At 35.5% G+C, this 17,010-nt stretch carries 19 protein-coding genes and 2 riboswitches; of the genes, 15 read left to right on the top strand and 4 right to left on the bottom strand.

Translation table 11 applies throughout. The annotated features are described in order from the left end of the window. Positions 1 to 86 precede the first annotated feature (86 nt). From ACQV18_RS00635 to ACQV18_RS00575, 13 genes are all read left to right on the top strand, one after another. Positions 87 to 611 (top strand): QueT transporter family protein, encoded by a 525-nt coding sequence (locus ACQV18_RS00635; RefSeq protein WP_428873069.1) that lies wholly within the window; start codon positions 87 to 89, stop codon positions 609 to 611. 137 nt (positions 612 to 748) lie between these two features. Then, a riboswitch (TPP riboswitch) is annotated at positions 749 to 848 on the top strand. Positions 849 to 895: 47 nt separating this feature from the next. Continuing rightward, on the top strand, positions 896 to 1,450 hold the full coding sequence (gene thiT, locus ACQV18_RS00630; protein ID WP_428891955.1) for an energy-coupled thiamine transporter ThiT: 555 nt from the start codon (positions 896 to 898) through the stop codon (positions 1,448 to 1,450). A 221-nt stretch (positions 1,451 to 1,671) separates the two neighbouring features. After that, positions 1,672 to 2,403, top strand: coding sequence for a methionine ABC transporter ATP-binding protein (locus tag ACQV18_RS00625; protein WP_428891956.1), 732 nt, complete (start codon positions 1,672 to 1,674; stop codon positions 2,401 to 2,403). A gap of 1 nt (position 2,404) precedes the next feature. After that, positions 2,405 to 3,094: a methionine ABC transporter permease gene (locus ACQV18_RS00620; protein ID WP_428892382.1), complete on the top strand. Its 690-nt coding sequence runs from the start codon at positions 2,405 to 2,407 to the stop codon at positions 3,092 to 3,094. Between the two features lie 13 nt (positions 3,095 to 3,107). Continuing rightward, positions 3,108 to 4,004, top strand: coding sequence for a MetQ/NlpA family ABC transporter substrate-binding protein (locus ACQV18_RS00615; RefSeq protein WP_428873073.1), 897 nt, complete (start codon positions 3,108 to 3,110; stop codon positions 4,002 to 4,004). Positions 4,005 to 4,147: 143 nt separating this feature from the next. Next, a complete protein-coding gene (brnQ, locus tag ACQV18_RS00610) occupies positions 4,148 to 5,464 on the top strand; it encodes a branched-chain amino acid transport system II carrier protein (protein ID WP_428875067.1) in 1,317 nt (438 codons plus the stop codon). 575 nt (positions 5,465 to 6,039) lie between these two features. Next, positions 6,040 to 7,560 (top strand): ABC transporter substrate-binding protein, encoded by a 1,521-nt coding sequence (locus ACQV18_RS00605; protein ID WP_428873075.1) that lies wholly within the window; start codon positions 6,040 to 6,042, stop codon positions 7,558 to 7,560. A 63-nt stretch (positions 7,561 to 7,623) separates the two neighbouring features. Further along, positions 7,624 to 8,553: an ABC transporter permease gene (locus ACQV18_RS00600; RefSeq protein WP_428873076.1), complete on the top strand. Its 930-nt coding sequence runs from the start codon at positions 7,624 to 7,626 to the stop codon at positions 8,551 to 8,553. A 12-nt stretch (positions 8,554 to 8,565) separates the two neighbouring features. After that, positions 8,566 to 9,543, top strand: a complete 978-nt coding sequence (nikC, locus tag ACQV18_RS00595; RefSeq protein ID WP_428881943.1) for a nickel transporter permease — start codon at positions 8,566 to 8,568, stop codon at positions 9,541 to 9,543. Positions 9,544 to 9,554: 11 nt separating this feature from the next. Beyond that, a complete protein-coding gene (locus ACQV18_RS00590; protein ID WP_428873078.1) occupies positions 9,555 to 10,538 on the top strand; it encodes an ABC transporter ATP-binding protein in 984 nt (327 codons plus the stop codon). Beyond that, complete coding sequence (locus ACQV18_RS00585) at positions 10,531 to 11,550, top strand: ABC transporter ATP-binding protein (protein ID WP_428875065.1); 1,020 nt, start codon at positions 10,531 to 10,533, stop codon at positions 11,548 to 11,550. Before ACQV18_RS00590 ends, ACQV18_RS00585 begins: the two co-directional genes overlap by 8 nt. Before the next feature lie 357 nt (positions 11,551 to 11,907). Continuing rightward, positions 11,908 to 12,165, top strand: coding sequence for a hypothetical protein (locus tag ACQV18_RS00580; RefSeq protein WP_428892400.1), 258 nt, complete (start codon positions 11,908 to 11,910; stop codon positions 12,163 to 12,165). Beyond that, on the top strand, positions 12,158 to 12,379 hold the full coding sequence (locus ACQV18_RS00575; protein WP_428892381.1) for a helix-turn-helix transcriptional regulator: 222 nt from the start codon (positions 12,158 to 12,160) through the stop codon (positions 12,377 to 12,379). The genes ACQV18_RS00580 and ACQV18_RS00575 overlap by 8 nt, the downstream gene beginning before the upstream one ends. A gap of 171 nt (positions 12,380 to 12,550) precedes the next feature. On the opposite strand, the gene ACQV18_RS00570 is transcribed toward ACQV18_RS00575, so the two are convergent. Together ACQV18_RS00570 and ACQV18_RS00565 are read right to left on the bottom strand one after the other, a co-directional pair. Beyond that, a complete protein-coding gene (locus tag ACQV18_RS00570; RefSeq protein WP_428892380.1) occupies positions 12,551 to 13,255 on the bottom strand; it encodes a YaaA family protein in 705 nt (234 codons plus the stop codon). A 12-nt stretch (positions 13,256 to 13,267) separates the two neighbouring features. After that, positions 13,268 to 13,921 (bottom strand): YitT family protein, encoded by a 654-nt coding sequence (locus tag ACQV18_RS00565; RefSeq protein WP_428892379.1) that lies wholly within the window; start codon positions 13,919 to 13,921, stop codon positions 13,268 to 13,270. Positions 13,922 to 14,307: 386 nt separating this feature from the next. After that, positions 14,308 to 14,390: riboswitch (Fluoride riboswitch) on the top strand. A 43-nt stretch (positions 14,391 to 14,433) separates the two neighbouring features. Here ACQV18_RS00565 and ACQV18_RS00560 point away from each other — a divergent pair. Then, positions 14,434 to 15,627 (top strand): cation:proton antiporter, encoded by a 1,194-nt coding sequence (locus tag ACQV18_RS00560; protein WP_428876234.1) that lies wholly within the window; start codon positions 14,434 to 14,436, stop codon positions 15,625 to 15,627. A 109-nt stretch (positions 15,628 to 15,736) separates the two neighbouring features. On the opposite strand, the gene ACQV18_RS00555 is transcribed toward ACQV18_RS00560, so the two are convergent. Both ACQV18_RS00555 and ACQV18_RS00550 read right to left on the bottom strand, forming a co-directional pair. Then, positions 15,737 to 15,892: a transposase gene (locus ACQV18_RS00555; protein WP_428885083.1), complete on the bottom strand. Its 156-nt coding sequence runs from the start codon at positions 15,890 to 15,892 to the stop codon at positions 15,737 to 15,739. 351 nt (positions 15,893 to 16,243) lie between these two features. Further along, positions 16,244 to 16,546, bottom strand: a complete 303-nt coding sequence (locus tag ACQV18_RS00550) for a rhodanese-like domain-containing protein (protein WP_428875062.1) — start codon at positions 16,544 to 16,546, stop codon at positions 16,244 to 16,246. A 167-nt stretch (positions 16,547 to 16,713) separates the two neighbouring features. Here ACQV18_RS00550 and ACQV18_RS00545 point away from each other — a divergent pair, with 167 nt between their 5' ends. After that, positions 16,714 to 16,980, top strand: a complete 267-nt coding sequence (locus ACQV18_RS00545) for a metal-sensitive transcriptional regulator (protein WP_428873085.1) — start codon at positions 16,714 to 16,716, stop codon at positions 16,978 to 16,980. The last annotated feature ends 30 nt before the right edge of the window (positions 16,981 to 17,010 follow it).

Here is a 17,010-nt window from a genome sequence, read left to right as displayed (position 1 = left end):
AACACTATGATTCTTCGGTGGATCAAGCCACCCTCAGTCCTTTGGTCATAGTAATTACTAGAGCCTGCTCTATAAAGGAGACTAATATGAAAAAAAAATATACTACTAATGATTTAACGCGAATAGCATTAGTTGCTGCTTGTTACATTGTGTTGACTTTGATAATTTCCCCTCTTTCCTTTGGATTGGGAATTCGTATCAGTGAGGGATTGAATTTTTTAGCCCTTTATAATAAACGTTATATTTTAGGAGTTACTTTAGGCGTTTTTATTGTCAATTATTTTTCTTACGGTATTTGGGATATGATCATTGGCTCGCTCACTAGCTTTATTTTTTTACATTTAGCTTGCTCTATCATTGAAAAACTATTTCCTTTAATTGATAGTAAGAAAGATGAAATTAATAAGTCGCTGTTTTTCAAATATTTAATTATTGGCCTATCCATGACTATATCGATGGTTAATATTGCCTTGTTAGTTGTTTTTTTAGGAGCTCCTTGGGAAACTTTTATAACCCGACTTGTAAGTATGATGGTTAGTGAAGGCTTATCTCTATTGGCTGGAGGAATAATTATCTATTTTATCAGTGAGCGAATCGATTTAAGACGTTAAGTGATAGATTATTAGAAGCAATCATCAATTTATATTTCAAAAACGGTCAAGAAATATTAGCTTTTTTAAAATGAAAATTGAAAAGAATTAATTTACAAGCAAACATTTGAATGCTAAAATAATGGCAGTTAAATAATCGTAAAGTAAAGGGGAGCCTTGAAGCTGAGAGTGGACTTGTTCCAGACCCTTGAACCTGATCACGGTCAAACGTGCGTAGGAATTACTTTGAAATAGGGACTTTATGCCTTTTCTCTTTACTTTGCAAAAATGTAAGGAGTTTTTTTATGGGAAAGAATAAAAATGTTTTACTTCTAGTAGAAGCAGCTATTTTTGCTGCTATCGCAGTGGTCCTGTCTTTATTACCGACAAATTTCGGTGCTTCATTAACGATTTCTTTAGGCATGGTACCATTGACAATTTTATCCTTAAAACGAGGATTTAAATGGGGGCTGTTTTGCGGCTTTCTATGGGGTTTGCTACATTTCCCCCTAGGGAATGTATATTTTTTAAGCGTTAGTCAGGTATTAATTGAATACCTCCTTGCTTTTGCTTTTGGTGGTTTTGCGGGCTTAATGTCTGAGCGTTTTTATCAGTCTGAAAATAAAGCTTGGCCTTTAATTTTAGCAACTTTCATTGGAACATTTGCACGTTTCTTCTGGCACTTTGTGGCTGGCTATATTTATTGGGGATCTTATGCACCTGAAGGGATGTCACCCTTAGTCTTCTCATTTATCATGAATGGAGCGAGTGCCTTATTAACATCTTTTGCTTCGGCAATCATTCTATTCCTAGTCTATCAAGCAGCCCCTCGTTTATTCGATCGTAAGCTATATAGATAATAAGTTTATATTTAAAGTAGTGAATATTTCTCCACTACTTTTTTTGTGCACATTTTTAAATTAAATTTAAACCAATCACAATAAAAAGTTAAATAAAAGCATTTATACCAACGTTTAAATTTATATTTTCACAATATCTTTTAATCTTCATTTAATGTGAAATATCAAAAAGTTATGTTATAATGCTCTTATGACTTGTGGCAGAAAGGTGGTGATTGGTTGTGATCGAATTATTTGATGTTGCTAAACATTACTATTTGAATAATAAACAAGTTAAAGCGGTTGATGGTATTTCCCTAACGATCCAAAATAAGGAAATTTTTGGTTTGGTAGGAGAAAGTGGTGCTGGAAAATCGACTCTTTTAAGGTTTATTAATCTTTTAGAAAAACCAGATAAAGGAAAGGTATTAATTGATGGACAAGATCTATTGCAACTCAGCAAGGAAGAACTGCGACTCCATCGTAAGTCTGTAGGTATGATTTTTCAGCATTTTAATTTATTGAATAATAAAACAGTTGGTGAAAATATCACCTTACCCCTTAAATTGTTTAAATATTCAAATGCCCTGTCTCTTGATTCTGTTCTTGATTTTGTTGGTCTAGCTGATAAAAAAGATCAATATCCTGGTCAGTTGTCGGGGGGGCAAAAACAAAGAGTTGGTATTGCAAGAGCGTTAATTACTAAACCAAAAATTTTGCTTTGTGATGAGCCGACCTCTGCTTTGGATGTCATGCGAACGAATGAAATTGTTCAAATATTAAAAGCAGCACATCAACAATTCGACATGACAATTATAGTGGTGACCCATGAATTGGGTTTTGTAAGGCAACTTTGCGACAGAGTGGCAATTATGGAAAAAGGTGGTTTAATAGATATAGTTGATAATTTGACCGACCGTGACCAAGAACTAGTAGGAAGTTATTATGATAAAGTGAAGGAGGTCCTAAGCTAAGATGTTGGAAGAAATAATAGTGCGCGTCATTGAATATTGGCCAAAATTATGGGAAAGTCTTCAAGAAACAAGTATTATGCTTTTTTTCTCCTCAGCAGCAGCTATTTTGTTAGGTCTTCCTTTAGGTACTCTTTTATTTTTGACTAGTCCGGGTCAGCGAATGGGTAAAGCAAGAAAGGATTATTTTTTGAATTCTAGCTTAAACCTATTTGTAAATATTGTTCGTTCTTTTCCTTTTTTGTTACTTGTTGTCGCAATGCAACCCCTTATTCGAATGGTTTATGGGCGAGCAACTGGCGATCCGATTGCAGCATCCTTTCCGATGATGTTGATTGCCATTGTCCTTTATGCTCGCTTCGTGGAACAGTCTTTGCATGACATTCCTAAAGGCGTGGTGGAATTAGCTGATTCCCTTGGAGCGAATACTTGGGAGTTAGTCACTCAATTTCTATTTGTTGAAGCACGGTCATCTTTAATTATTGGATTTACCACTGCTTTTGTATCCTTTCTATCTTATTCGACCATTATGGGGGTAGTTGGCGGCGGTGGGATAGGAGATTTTGCTATCCGATATGGTTACCAGAGGTATGAAACGGATATCATGTATTTTGCGATTATTCTAATCATAATCATTGTTCAAATTCTACAATGGTTAGGTTTAAAAATTGCGCGTAAGTTAGATAAGAGATAATAGGAGGAATTAGATGTTTAATAAAAATTTATTTAAGAGCTTTGTTACTTTTGCATCAGTGTCACTAGCTTTAAGCGGTCTACTATCCGTTTCGGCACAAGAAGATAATGTATTAAAGATTGCTTCTCATATGCCACCGATGACTGATATCGTTGAAATTGCAGCGGATGTAATTGAAGAGCCTTACTCTATTGAATTAGTAGAGGTTTCTGATAATATTCAATACAATGAAGCAGTGTTTAATGATGAAGCTTTTGGAAGTTTTGCACAACACCTTCCATTTATGGAAATGTTCAATGAAGAGCGTGAAGCAGATTTAGTAGCCATTCAACCAGTATATAACGCTGTTGTTGGGTTCTATTCACCTGTTTATGAGTCAATGGAAGATATCGAAGAGGGCGCAGAAGTGGCTATTCCTTCAGATCCAACAAATGAGGCACGTGCATTATTCGTCCTTGAACAAAATGACTTAATTGAATTAGATGATGAAGCAGGTCTTTTCCCGACAGTAGATGACATTACTGAAAATCCTTATAACTTCGAGTTTACAAGTGTTGACTTATTAAACTTAACAGGTGCTTATGAGGATGGCGTTGAATTAGTTTTCAACTACCCAACTTATATTGCTTCAATTGATTTAAAACCTGAAGATGCTTTGTTCTTAGAAAAAGATGATGAAAATACTTTTGCTATTATTCTTTCAGTTCGTGAAGGAAATAAAGATAGTGAAGCAGCTAAGGCATTACAAAAAGCTTTCTCATCTCCTGAAGTACGTGAATTTGTCGATAAATTAGCGGAAGAAGGACACTTAGAACCAGCTTTTGATTCTAAAGACAATGAAGACGATGAAGACGATCAGAATGAAGAAGCATCTGATGATCAAGATGATTCTTCAGAAGAAGCAGAATAATAGAAAAAGTAAAAGCTGGCTAATGGCCAGCTTTTTTGATTGTATAAATGAATTCGTTTACTTAATTTTTATTAGAAATTCCTCTTGAAATCCTCATGCAATTTTAATAAAATAAACCTACTTTATTTTCTGGAGGGATTAGTATGAAGAAGAAAGATCTATTAGCTATTGGTTTTATGTTATTTGCCATGTTTTTTGGAGCAGGTAACTTAATCTTTCCAGTTGCTCTCGGCCACGAAGCAGGTCAGAGTTTATTACCAGCTATTTTAGGTTTCATCATTACCGGCGTCGGGTTGCCATTATTGTCGATGATTGTTGGCTCAAGTTTAAAAGGCGGTTATTTTAATGCTTTGAGTAAAATTAACTCTGTCTTTGCGATTGTTTTATTAACTTGTAACTATTTAATCATAGGGCCCTTGTTTGCTATTCCGCGGACGGCCACAACTACTTATGAGATGTCCGCTCTTCCATATATATCTAACGCTAATGGGATTACTTTAGCCTTATTTACCTTCGTCTTTTTTGGTCTTGTTTTGTGGATTTCATTAAATAAGAATTCGATAGTTGATGCGATTGGCAAGTGGCTGACGCCAGCTTTGTTAATTTCCTTAGTCATTTTTCTAGTAAGATCCTATTTCCTTTATCGAACAAATGAACCTTCTGCTCCGATGAAAATAGCATATCAAAACAATCCTTTGGCTGAAGGTTTTGTTAAGGGTTATGCTACTATGGACACACTTGCCACATTAGCCTTTGCTATTGTTGTTAAAAGTGCTTTTGAAACAAAAGGTGTCTTTGATCAAAAAACACTATTAAAAGAAGGAAGCAAGGCTTCATTAATTGCAGCAAGCTTATTGGGACTTTTCTACTTTGGTCTAGCATGGGTTGGTAATCATATTAGTCTAACAGAGGCTCTGCCTGAAGGTCAAAATCTTGGAACTTTTCTATTACAGACTATAGCAAATAATGCTATGGGGCAATCCGGTGTTGCTTTGTTAGGAATTATTGTCTTTTTAGCTTGTTTAACCACCGCTTGTGGCCTAGTAGCAGCAATTAGTCAGTTTTTTCATGATCTATACCCTAAGATTTCCTATCAAAATCATGTTATCATAATGACTGCTGTGTCATGGTTAATGGCCAATCAAGGATTGGATCAAATTATAGCGACTAGTGGTCCTGTTTTAGAGATAATTTATCCTGTCACTATGTCTCTTATTTTCCTTGTCATCTTACATAAAGTGCGACCACTTAACAGAATGCAATTTTTATTACCTCTACTGTTCGTCTTATTAGTTAGCTTTTTTTCTGTTCTATTGAACGCTAAAGTCATCGAGTGGAAGTGGCTTGTAGATATGCCCCTAGTAAAAATTGGCTTTGCATGGATTCCAACTCTCGTCCTTGGAACTTTAGTCAGTGTTATTTTTGTCGACCGTTCCCAAAGCTTAGACTTTACTGTCTAAAGAAATTAAAGCATTAGCCTAATAAAATTTTTAATAATTTATTTTCAAATTAACATTTCAATAAAGTGATATAAAAATGCTGGACTTAGATCCAGTATTTTTTTATTGAATTTTTTGATCTAGAGAATGCACAATCTATAATTACTTAATTCATTGAAATAAAGTCGTTCTTATCCAATAAAGATTGTGAAGAAAATCAAAGAAAAGAAACTATTTAAATGAATAATATGCTCAACAAAAAAATGAAGGTCGTTCATATTTATTTATTCACAATATAAATAAAATATTAACCAAAAATTAACTAAAAAATTTCACTAAATAAATCAATAAATTTTTTGATAGTTACTCATATTATATTTTAGAGCAAAATAAAAATTTTAAAAGATAGCTGTATGTCAATAAAGAAAGCGTTGACAAACAAACAGGTAAAAGGTAGACTGAAAATATGAATCCGCTTGCAACGGAATGAATATTTATGGAAGGAGGATAATGGGTAAGTTATTGTTATCTGGTCTTTGTGAAAAATTTCACTTTTAAGAGAGTTGATTTTTCAAATAAATAAAGGAGCAATTATGATGAAAAGAAAATTAGGATTATTTACGTTATTGTTAATGGGCGTATTTTTATTAGTAGGCTGCTCTGGTGGAGGAAGTGGAGAAACTTTAACAGTTGCTGTATCTGGGGATGCAATTTCACTCGATCCGATTGCCACCAATGATAACCAGTCCAGTCATGTTATGACTCAAATATATGAGGGATTAGTTAAAATCAATGATGAGGGTAAGGCAGAACCTAGCTTGGCTGAAAGTTTTGATCAACCTGATGAAACAACATACGTTTTTAAATTAAAACAAGGAATCAAATTCCATAACGGAGAAGAATTAAAGGCATCTGACGTTGTTTTTTCTCTAAAACGTGCGATTGAAGCACCAAACGTGAAGCACTTATTCGAAACAATCGATATTGACTCTGTAAAAGCTACTGATGACTATACAGTAGAATTTAAACAAACTGAGCCGTTTTCTGGTATTTTAGCTGCTTTATGCCACCCTGGTGCATATATCGTAAATGAAAAAGCAGTAAACGAAGCAGGTAATGATTACGCACGTAATCCTGTAGGAACTAACGCTGTGAAATTTGTTAAGTGGACCAAGGCAGATTCTGTTGAAATGGAACGTTTTGATGATTACCATGGGGAAAAAACTGAATACAAGAATTTAATTTTCCGTGTAATCCCTGAACCAAGTAACCGTGTGATTGAGTTGGAATCTGGTGGGGTAGATATTGCTTATGACATCTCAGCAATTGATCTTGAGAAGGTTGAAAACAATGATAAATTACAATTATTGAAATCTTTTGACTATGGGACAACTTATTTAGGATTTAATATTGCTAAAGAACCATTTAATGATCCAAAAGTTCGTGAAGCGATTTCTTATGCAATTGACATTGATTCGATCGTTAAAGCTGTATTTAAAGGATTAGGTCAAACAGCTACAGGTGTAATGTCACCTACGTTAGCTTATTCTATCTCTGATGAATATGAGCCACGTGCACGCGACGTTGAAAAAGCGAAAGAATTACTAGAAGAAGCTGGTTTCCCAGATGGCTTTGAAACTTCTATTTCAACTAATGAAAACAAAGACCGGATTGATATGGCAACTGCTATGAAGGAACAATTATCAGAAGTAGGTATTGATGTTTCAATAAACGTATTAGAATGGTCAGCATTTAACGAGTTAATTAAGAATGGTAAACACGATATGTTTGAAATTGCATGGACAGCAGATTCTCCAGACCCAGATACTTTCTTATATCCATGCTTCCACTCTTCAGCTAAAGGTGAAGGTGGTAACTACATCTATCTTGAAGATGATGAGTTAGATAAGATGTTAGAAGAAGCCCGTTTCTCTCAAGATGATGAGGAGCGTGCAGACCTTTACCGTCAAGCACAAGAACATTTAATGGATATCACAGCTTGGATTCCAGAGCACAATAAAGAATTGACAGTGGGTGCTCAAAAAGATGTTAAAAATATTAAACTTTCTCCATTTGGATGGTATCAATTAGCGCCGGTAACTAAGGGAGAAAAATAGTTCATTGTATTCTAGAGGAGATGGAAACATCTCCTCTATCTAAAGAAGAGGGTGCGTTAAAACATGCTAAAATATATATTAAAAAGGCTACTGTATTTAATTCCTGTCATTTTAGGCGTCTCTTTTATTGTATTTGCTTTGCTTTATATCACTCCAGGAGATCCTGCACGAAATGCTTTAGGACCTTCTGCTTCTGAGGCAGCAGTTAAGGCTTTAAGACTAGAAATGGGATTAGAAGATCCGTTCTTAGTACAATTTGGTCGTTACATTAAGAATGTATTTACTAAATTAGATTTAGGAACTTCCTATATTACTAAGTCTTCAGTTGCAGCTGAGATTTTTAACCGAGCAGGTGCTACAATAAAATTAGCATTTCTTTCCATTTCTTTTGCTGTTCTATTAGGTATTCCAATTGGAATTATCTGTGCGATTAAACAGTATTCTATTTTTGATAATATCGCTATGGTTTTTGCTTTAATTGGTATTTCAATGCCAGTATTCTGGTTAGGACTTTTACTTATTATGTTATTCTCTGTTAGACTAGGCTGGTTCCCATCATCAGGATTTTCAATGCCATCTCAGATGGTTCTTCCTGCTGTTGCCTTGGGATCCCAGTCCGTTTCGGTTATTACGCGGATGACTCGATCTTCAATGCTGGAAGTTATTCGACAAGACTATATTCAAACAGCAAAAGCCAAGGGTCAGCGGCAAAATGTTGTCGTTTGGAAGCATGCGCTTGGAAACGCCTTGATTCCAATCATTACAATTGTCGGTACTCAGTTTGGTCAGCTTATGGGGGGAGCCTTAATGACAGAGGTAATCTTCTCAATTCCTGGTATTGGTCGTTTGATGGTTGACTCCATCAAGATGCGTGATATGCCGATGGTTCTGGGATGTGTTCTCTTTGTGGCGGTAACCTTTAGTATTGTTAACTTAATTGTGGATATCCTATATACCTATGTTGACCCACGAATTAAGACAAAATATGTGTAAGGGGGTATCAACATGGAAAATCCTAAATTAAACTCTGAAAAAGATGAAGTAGCTGAATTAGACCGTAATCAGATAGTTAGCGGAATGGAAGAAGAGCATTCAGTTGTAAAGGACCATTATCTGAAAGAGCAAGAACATAAGCGTGGTCGCTTCCGTGGTCTGCAAGACATTTGGATTCGTATGAAACGTAATAAATTGGCAATGGTGGGTCTCTTTATTATTGGACTTTTGGTATTAGTGGCTATTTTTGCAGATCAGATTGCTCCTTATGGTTTTGCTGAACAAAACCTACAAAATCAATTTGCACCACCAAGTTCAGAACATCTATTTGGAACAGATGATTTGGGTCGTGATATTTTTTCTAGGGTTATTTATGGATCAAGAATTTCCCTAAAAGTTGGATTTATTTCGGTATCGATTTCACTGATTATTGGTGTAGCGATTGGAGCAGTTACAGGTTATTATGGTGGTCGAGTAGATAATATGCTTATGCGCTTTATTGATATTCTACAATCGATACCAGATATTCTATTAGCGATTGCTATTATGGCAGCTTTAGGGCCCGGATTGGCAAACCTTATGATTGCTGTGGGGATTGCAGCTATTCCAGGTTATGCGCGTTTAGTACGCTCCTCTGTGCTTTCTATTCGTGATATGGAATTTGTGGAAGCAGCTAAAGCAAATGGTTCGAGTGATTTTAGAATTATCTTAAAACATATCATTCCAAACTGTATGGCACCGATTATTGTTCAAGCGACCCTCGGGGTTGCCTATGCAATTATTAATGCTGCTGGTTTAAGTTTTATCGGTTTAGGATTAGAGCCACCAACACCAGAGTGGGGAGCTATGTTATCAGGTGGTCGTTCTTACATTCGAGATGCTGTACATATGACCCTCTTCCCAGGACTGGCTATTGTTACAACGATTTTTGCATTAAATGTCTTAGGGGATGGTCTGCGTGATGCACTCGATCCTAAGCTGAAGCGCTAGGGGGAAAGATTATGGTGGAATTATTAGACTTACGAAATGTTAGTGTACAATATGAGACAGATTCAGGAACTGTATACGCAGTTAATAATTTGAATCTGTCAATCGGTAAGAAAGAGACCTTGGGGTTAGTTGGAGAAACTGGTGCAGGAAAAACAACAACGGCTTTAGCTATTATGCAATTAATTCAAGATCCTCCTGGTAAGATTACCTCAGGTGAAATCTTACTTGAAGATCAAGACTTAATGAATGTTAAAGAAAAGGATATGTTCAATATCCGAGGCAATAAAATTTCGATGATTTTCCAAGATCCAATGACTTCATTAAATCCGATAATGACCGTTGGAGATCAAATTAAGGAAGTTATCGAACTCCATCAAGATCTTACTAAAGAAGAAACCGTTGCAAAAGCAGAAGAAATGTTAGAGTTAGTTGGAATCCGTAAAGAAAGATTGAATGACTATCCACATCAATTCTCTGGTGGTATGAAGCAGCGGGTGGTTATTGCGATGGCTCTTGCATGTAATCCGGAATTAATTATTGCCGATGAACCGACAACGGCTCTCGATGTAACCATTCAAGCACAAGTACTAGAATTAATGAAAGATTTAAAAGATAAATACGATACATCAATGATTTTAATCACTCACGATTTAGGTGTAGTCGCTGAAATTTGCGACTATGTATCGGTTATTTATGCCGGTACGATTGTGGAACATGCTTCTGTTGAGAGTTTATATGAAGAACCACTGCATCCTTATACGCGAGGTTTGTTTGATTCCATTCCAAGTGCCGATGAAGATGTGGATAAATTAAAAGTCATTTCTGGCTCAACACCGGACCCTTCGGATTTACCGTCAGGCTGTCGCTTCCATCCAAGATGTAAACATTGCATGGAAATTTGTAAGTATAAATTTCCAGAATATCGTGAAGTAAAACCTGGTCACTATGTAGCTTGTCATTTATATAACCAGGAAGGGGGAGAAAACCTTGACTAACAATAATCAAGAAGCATTGATTAGTGTGCGTAATCTTAAAAAATATTTCCCCACTAAAGCCGGTGATTTAAAAGCGGTTGATAATATTAGTTTTGATATTAAAAAAGGTGAGACTTTGGGTCTAGTGGGTGAGTCTGGTTGTGGAAAGTCTACGGCAGGACGTGCCATTATTCGTTTACATGAACCAACGGCCGGTGAGATTTACCTTGAAGGTAAGAACATTATGGAATACAAGGGCTTGAAAGAAATGCGCTTGATGCGTCAAGAGATGCAAATAGTTTTTCAAGACCCTTACTCTTCTCTTAATCCAAGGATGTCCACTTTTGACTTAATAGCTGAGCCCTTACGTGTTAATAAATTGACAAGAAACCAGGCTGAATTAGAGCAAAAAGTGTATAAAATGATGGAGACGGTAGGTCTAGCTAGACGGTTAGCTGGTTCATTCCCACATGAATTAGATGGCGGACGGCGTCAAAGAATTGGTATTGCTAGGGCACTTATTCTTCAACCGAAGTTTCTTGTTTTAGATGAACCGGTTTCTGCCTTGGATGTTTCCATTCAGGCTCAAATCTTAAACTTGATGGATCAACTGCAAGAGGAATTTGGTCTGACTTATCTCTTTATTTCACATGACTTATCAGTTGTTCGGCATATTTCTGACCGGATAGCTGTTATGTATCTTGGTCAGATCGTGGAATTAGGTACTTATGATCGGATTTTTGAAAATCCATTACATCCTTATACGAGAGCTTTACTTTCAGCTATTCCGATTCCAAAAGTTGGAGTTAAACGAGAGCGGATTTTCTTAGAAGGAGATGTACCAAGTCCGGTGAACCCTCCAGAGGGTTGTCGTTTTGCTGGTAGATGTAAACACTGTATGGAGATTTGTAAGACAACTCCAGTTGAACTCAGAGAAGTTGAACCGGGTCACTTTGTGGCATGTCACTTATACAATGATATTAAATTTGCACAGTCGGTAGAATTTCCTGAAGAACAGATGAAATTGATTTAAATTAATATCCCTTCTAAAACACCTCTGTACTAGGTAGTTAGAAGGGATTTTTATAATGATTTTATTTCATTAAGCAATAGTTGATTTGTTTCTTTTGGAAATTACCTTTCATATAAGCGTAGTTAAAAGCTTTATTCTCATAAAAGCTTTCTAAGTCAGAGGATTTATGCGAAGGAGATGTTTGAGCCAATCAATTCATAGTTTTTTCGTAATTATTGAAGATAATAAATTTTTATCTTGACAAGTTAACTTTGCAAATATACAATTTAAGAAAAGTAAACATGGCAAAGGGGAGATAAACTTGGAAAAAGATGATTTTTTAAAGCTGGCTCAAAAGGAAAAAAAGATGAGGGAGAGATTTTTGTTAATGATAAATCGAGCGTTTGGATTTCGAGGGCATTAATTGGTATCGCTGCATTTATTTCCGCTATTAAAGAATCGCAGAATCTCCCTTTTTTGGATATTCTTGCCATGCTGTGTCTTTCAATTGGAGTAGGAGAATTATATAAATACTTTGCAAGGAAAGAAATAAAATATTTATTTTTGTTTATCCTATTGTTTATAGTGGGAATAGTTGCAATAGTGTTTTTTGTAAAGGATCTTTATTATGGATGAAAAGTTAAAACTAAAGAATAATCTAAAAGGTTTACGAAAAGAATTAAAACTAACTCAAGAAGAATTGGCAAATATGGTTGGAGTATCTCGAAATACTATTTCCTCAATAGAAACAGGTCAGTATAACCCAACTGCAAAATTGGCCTATTTACTATGTTTAGCACTCGATAAGAAATTTGAAGAAATTTTTTATCTATCTACTGGAGATAATTAATACGATATTTTAATCAAAATTTATTCTTAACTAAGATTTTATAGAATATAGTTTAAAATGTAGGTAAAATCTGTAGAGTTTCCAGCAGATAAATGAAATTGATTTAAATAAGAACCCTCTTAAACACCTTATCAAGTTGTTTTAAGAGGGTTTTAGATTTTGAATATTTTACTAATTGAGACAGTAGTTAATTTCTTTGTTTTCGAAATCACCATTGGCATAGCTATATTCAAAGGCCTTAAATGCTTTAAAGGTATTTAAATCTAAAGATTTTGTTTGTAGTAAATAGTTGAGTAGAGCCCCTCTCAATTTTTTACTGGTGGCTGAAGGTGCCTTTTTACCTAATTCTATATCTTTATAGAAGTTAATCTGGATGAGTTGCATTTTTTTAGGGTCTAGTAAAGAAGCAAACTCATTAGAAGCGAGATTAATGACGGTTTGTTCTTCGAACACATTATTGTAAAGAGGTTTCCACAAGCTTTTTAAGCTTTGATTTTTGATTTTTAGCGAGGTATTAAAGTCTAAACGGTAGGGATTGATTGGTTGAAGAGGAGAGATTGGCCCATATAAAGCAGATAGAATTTTAAGATGGTTTTTAGCATAATTCAAGTCTATTTTATCCCATTTGATTTGCCGAAAGGCTAGGCCTTGATAGACTTGATGAGCAGGACGAGCTGTTTTTTTATTAATGACTTGATAACGATGATAGATATCTTGAGCAAGTTCAGCTGAGCATTTAAAGAGTTTTTCTAACTCAGTCGTATCTTTTAAGGCAAGCTCTTTGATAATGGCTTGGACGGGATCTGATTGTGGTATTAAACCATTACCGACTATCGTATCCATCTCTTTACTGGGAGAGAAAATAATTAAAGTCATAGGCACACTCCTTTATTGGGCTTTAGCAACGGATGAAGCTTTTGGTAAGTCAAAGCTAGGAAAATGTAGTTCGAATTGACCAATAATTGTTGATGAAACTAAAGTGGTAATAAAAGAAAAGATCAGGTGTTGTGGAGCAATATATAGCAGTGAAAGTAATAAAACCACGCCATCTGTTAACAAATAGGCTTTTGTAATTGATACGTGGGCCCTCTCAGAAATAACCATTGCCAAAGCATCATCGCCCCCTGCGGCACAACCTTGACTGATACATAAACCACATCCTACGCCGATTGCAACGCCTCCTAAGATAGCAGCTAATAAAGGTCTATCATAAAGGCTTGGAAGAACGGGTCCCATCCATAGACAAAGGCGATAGAAAACAGCAAATAGAAAGGATGCGTGAATGACACGGCGAATAAAATCTTTACCTAATAAGGATAAGCCAATAAGGTAGCAGCTAATATCTGCTAAAAAACTTAATTTAGATGGCTCCCAGCCAAAGAAATGATAGCAGAAGAGAACTAAACCAATGACACCCCCTTCTGTAATTTTAGCGGGCATATGAATGTTCACCAAGCCAAAAGCCATGATAAAGGCTCCTAATGCAATAACCAATATTTCTTTTTTACTTAATAAAAAGCGACTCAAAAAGCGCTTAAGCATATTTACACTCCTAATTTTTATTACACGAAGTCTCATTAGGACACAAAAAAAGACTGCTTGTGTCGTAGGCTAACCTCGTACGGCAATCTTAAGATGGTATGGATGCTTTTTTTGTTTGCTAATTTTTCTTTTGGTAAAACTCTGAGCTTCTAGTAATCTTTTTAGCCTTTGCAGACTCCACATCAGGTTTCAACTAGGCTCTTTATCGACGATATAAGCATCAGATAAACCCTACTGATCGAAATGAACGAACCAGTATCCATCGTAAAACGATACTATAAAAATTATAGCACGAACTAGGAATTTGGCAAATAAAATTACCCTTTTAAAATTATTGTTTTTCTTAAAAGTTTAGCTTGCCTAACAAAATAGAATAGGGTAAACTAAGATTTAAAGGAAATGAAGTACTTCCTATTTACCTTCAGCAAGGTAGATAAACCGCTAATTAGCTGATGACTTCTGTATGCTTTTTTGGCATACAGAAGTTTTTGTATTTTAAAGGAGGAAAAGCAATGTTGTGGAGTTTAGGGCTTGTCTTGATATTGGGGTGGTTGTTTGGAAAACTATTCGAAAAAATTAACTTACCAAAACTGTTAGCCTATTTGGTATTAGGTATTTGTTTAGGTCCAAATGTTTTCAATTTATTATCTGGTGAATTAACACATTTGGCGGGAGAAATTCGTCAAATTGCTTTGATGATTATTTTGATTAGAGCTGGACTAACTTTAAAATTTTCGGATTTAATTAAAGTAGGAAGACCAGCTATTTTAATGTGTTTTTTACCTGCAATTTGTGAAATTTTAGCTATTGGTTTGATTGGACCTTATCTTTTAAACATATCTTATGTTGATTCATTTTTATTAGCTAGTGTACTGGCGGCTGTATCACCTGCGGTATTAGTACCGAGAATGGTGGGGTTAATTGACCGAGGATTAGGAACTAAACAGGCCATTCCTCAAATGATTTTAGCAGGCGGGACAGCAGATGATATTTTAATTTTTGTATTATTTGCAGCCTTTATGCAATTAGCTCAAGGTCAAGGTGTTTCAGCATCAACGGTATTATCTGCACCTATTTCAGTAGTCACAGGAATATTTTTGGGGTTTTTAGTGGGGCATAGCTTAAGTTATTTCTTAAACCGCTATCAGTGGGAAGGGCAACAAGCTTTAATTGTCTCTTTAGCTATTTCTTTTTTAGTTCTTGGTTTAGAGAGCTTATTAACTGACATCCTGCCTTATTCAGGTGTGCTTGCTGTTTTAGTGATTTTCCTAATTGTGCAAAAGAAAGCGCCGCAAAGGGCTGTCACTTTAACAGCCTCGTATCAAAAAATTTGGCAGTTTGCTGAAATTTTCCTCTTTGTCTTCCTAGGAGTGATTGTCAATCCGAGTTTAGCCTTAGAAGCGGGCTGGCCGATAGTAATCATTATTGTAATAGGTCTTATTTTCCGTATGTTGGGGGTTGCTTTATCCATTTTAAAGACACCATTTGCAAAGAAAGAGCGTTATTTTATTATGGGAGCTTATTTACCAAAAGCTACGGTTCAAGCTTCCCTCGGTGGACTCCCATTAATGGCTGGTATTGCTAGTGGTTCTTTAATTTTAATAGCCGCCACTGTATCTATTTTAATAACAGCTCCATTAGGCGCTATCTTTATTGATTATTTTGCGCCGCTTTGGTTAGAACATGAGGATACTTCAGTCAAATAATTAGCACAAAAAGCCATCATGATCTGTTGTGGCACTGTACCCCATAAATGGGACAGAATAAAAAACACCTTTGTTAGGCTGCTTGTTGTCGGTATTGAACCGGTGACACCTAGCCTAATATTTGTTGAACTCGCTTATGATTAACAGTTTTTTCTGTTTCTAAGTTGATTAAATGGGTGATTTTACGGTAACCATAGGTGAAAGGCTGTTTCTTACATAATTGTCCAATTTTAATTTTCCCTTCATTTTCTAGGTTAGCATTTATACGAACTTTCCAACGATAATAAGTAGATCGAGCGGATCCATAAGCAGGAGAGGATTAAACTCACCGAATCATGCGCTTTTAAACTTTCAACTGTTTCGACGACCACTTTTGGTACCCACTCCTCTTCAACTCTTTGTGTTTTTTTAGGACATCCATCGCTGCTTGATGACGTTTCAATTCAATACATTTCCATTTTGTTTTTGCAGAATAAGCTAGGTGATTAACCCTAATCAAACACCTCCATTAAATTCATTTCATACGAATTTAACGGAGGTGTTTTTATGTTTGTCTCACTATTCGGGGTCCGTGCCTTATTAGATCTGATGGCTTTTATAATTTAATAATTTCTGCTTAGTCGGTGGTTAGTTCACCAGGCCAAGAAGGTGCTCCAGGTGTAACATTAGTCACTTGATAATCCATTTTAGATAAGAATTGGCTAGCCCTTTTAGAACGTCCACCCGAGTGGCATACTAAATAGTATTCTTTATCTTGATTAAGAGATGTATATTCATTTGGGAGCTGATTCAAGGGGATGTTTTTAGATCCAGGGATATGTCCTTCTTGGAATTCAGCTTCACCTCGAACATCAATAATATTAAGCGATTTTTCCTGAGATTTTTGATAAAGTTCTTCAATGGAAATCGTTGGGAACATGGTATCTTCCTTTCTGTTTGACATATAAAAGTGATTTTTTATAAATAAGTGGTAGTTTAAGCCAATAAATTATATACTTAACATACCCGGTAGGGTATATTAAACATCAATGCAAAAGATTTGTCAAGTTTTAAAATTTAAGAACAAATACATAAGAGGAGTTTATCATGCATAAAGATAATAATAAGAAAAACCTACTTAATCGTTTAAAACGAGCAGAAGGTCAATTAAGAGGGGTCCAAAAGATGTTAGAAGAGGACAGAGACTGTATGGATATAGTAACCCAACTAACTGCTATTCGTTCGAGTGTGGATCGTATTATGGGCATAATCATGGTTGAAAATTTAAAAGAATGTTTAACTACTGGTGATAAAGATTCAGAAAAGCAGAATCAACGACTAGAGCAAGCTATTTCGATGATTATAAAAAAATAGAGTGTGAGCTATCAAGTAATGAAAGCGAAA

The organism is Facklamia sp. P9177 (genome assembly GCF_050409585.1).
GTDB lineage: Bacteria > Bacillota > Bacilli > Lactobacillales > Aerococcaceae > Facklamia.
This window is presented reverse-complemented; position numbering and strand designations above follow the sequence as displayed.

What these genes read in the sequence shown, in the direction of transcription:
- ACQV18_RS00635 (WP_428873069.1), top strand. Translation starts at nt 87, where the DNA reads ATGAAAAAAAAATATACTACTAATGATTTAACGCGAATAGCATTAGTT.
- thiT (WP_428891955.1), top strand. Translation starts at nt 896, where the DNA reads ATGGGAAAGAATAAAAATGTTTTACTTCTAGTAGAAGCAGCTATTTTT.
- ACQV18_RS00620 (WP_428892382.1), top strand. Translation starts at nt 2,405, where the DNA reads ATGTTGGAAGAAATAATAGTGCGCGTCATTGAATATTGGCCAAAATTA.
- ACQV18_RS00615 (WP_428873073.1), top strand. Translation starts at nt 3,108, where the DNA reads ATGTTTAATAAAAATTTATTTAAGAGCTTTGTTACTTTTGCATCAGTG.
- brnQ (WP_428875067.1), top strand. Translation starts at nt 4,148, where the DNA reads ATGAAGAAGAAAGATCTATTAGCTATTGGTTTTATGTTATTTGCCATG.
- ACQV18_RS00605 (WP_428873075.1), top strand. Translation starts at nt 6,040, where the DNA reads ATGAAAAGAAAATTAGGATTATTTACGTTATTGTTAATGGGCGTATTT.
- ACQV18_RS00600 (WP_428873076.1), top strand. Translation starts at nt 7,624, where the DNA reads ATGCTAAAATATATATTAAAAAGGCTACTGTATTTAATTCCTGTCATT.
- nikC (WP_428881943.1), top strand. Translation starts at nt 8,566, where the DNA reads ATGGAAAATCCTAAATTAAACTCTGAAAAAGATGAAGTAGCTGAATTA.
- ACQV18_RS00590 (WP_428873078.1), top strand. Translation starts at nt 9,555, where the DNA reads ATGGTGGAATTATTAGACTTACGAAATGTTAGTGTACAATATGAGACA.
- ACQV18_RS00575 (WP_428892381.1), top strand. Translation starts at nt 12,158, where the DNA reads ATGGATGAAAAGTTAAAACTAAAGAATAATCTAAAAGGTTTACGAAAA.
- ACQV18_RS00570 (WP_428892380.1), bottom strand. Translation starts at nt 13,255, where the DNA reads ATGACTTTAATTATTTTCTCTCCCAGTAAAGAGATGGATACGATAGTC.
- ACQV18_RS00565 (WP_428892379.1), bottom strand. Translation starts at nt 13,921, where the DNA reads ATGCTTAAGCGCTTTTTGAGTCGCTTTTTATTAAGTAAAAAAGAAATA.
- ACQV18_RS00560 (WP_428876234.1), top strand. Translation starts at nt 14,434, where the DNA reads ATGTTGTGGAGTTTAGGGCTTGTCTTGATATTGGGGTGGTTGTTTGGA.
- ACQV18_RS00550 (WP_428875062.1), bottom strand. Translation starts at nt 16,546, where the DNA reads ATGTTCCCAACGATTTCCATTGAAGAACTTTATCAAAAATCTCAGGAA.
- ACQV18_RS00545 (WP_428873085.1), top strand. Translation starts at nt 16,714, where the DNA reads ATGCATAAAGATAATAATAAGAAAAACCTACTTAATCGTTTAAAACGA.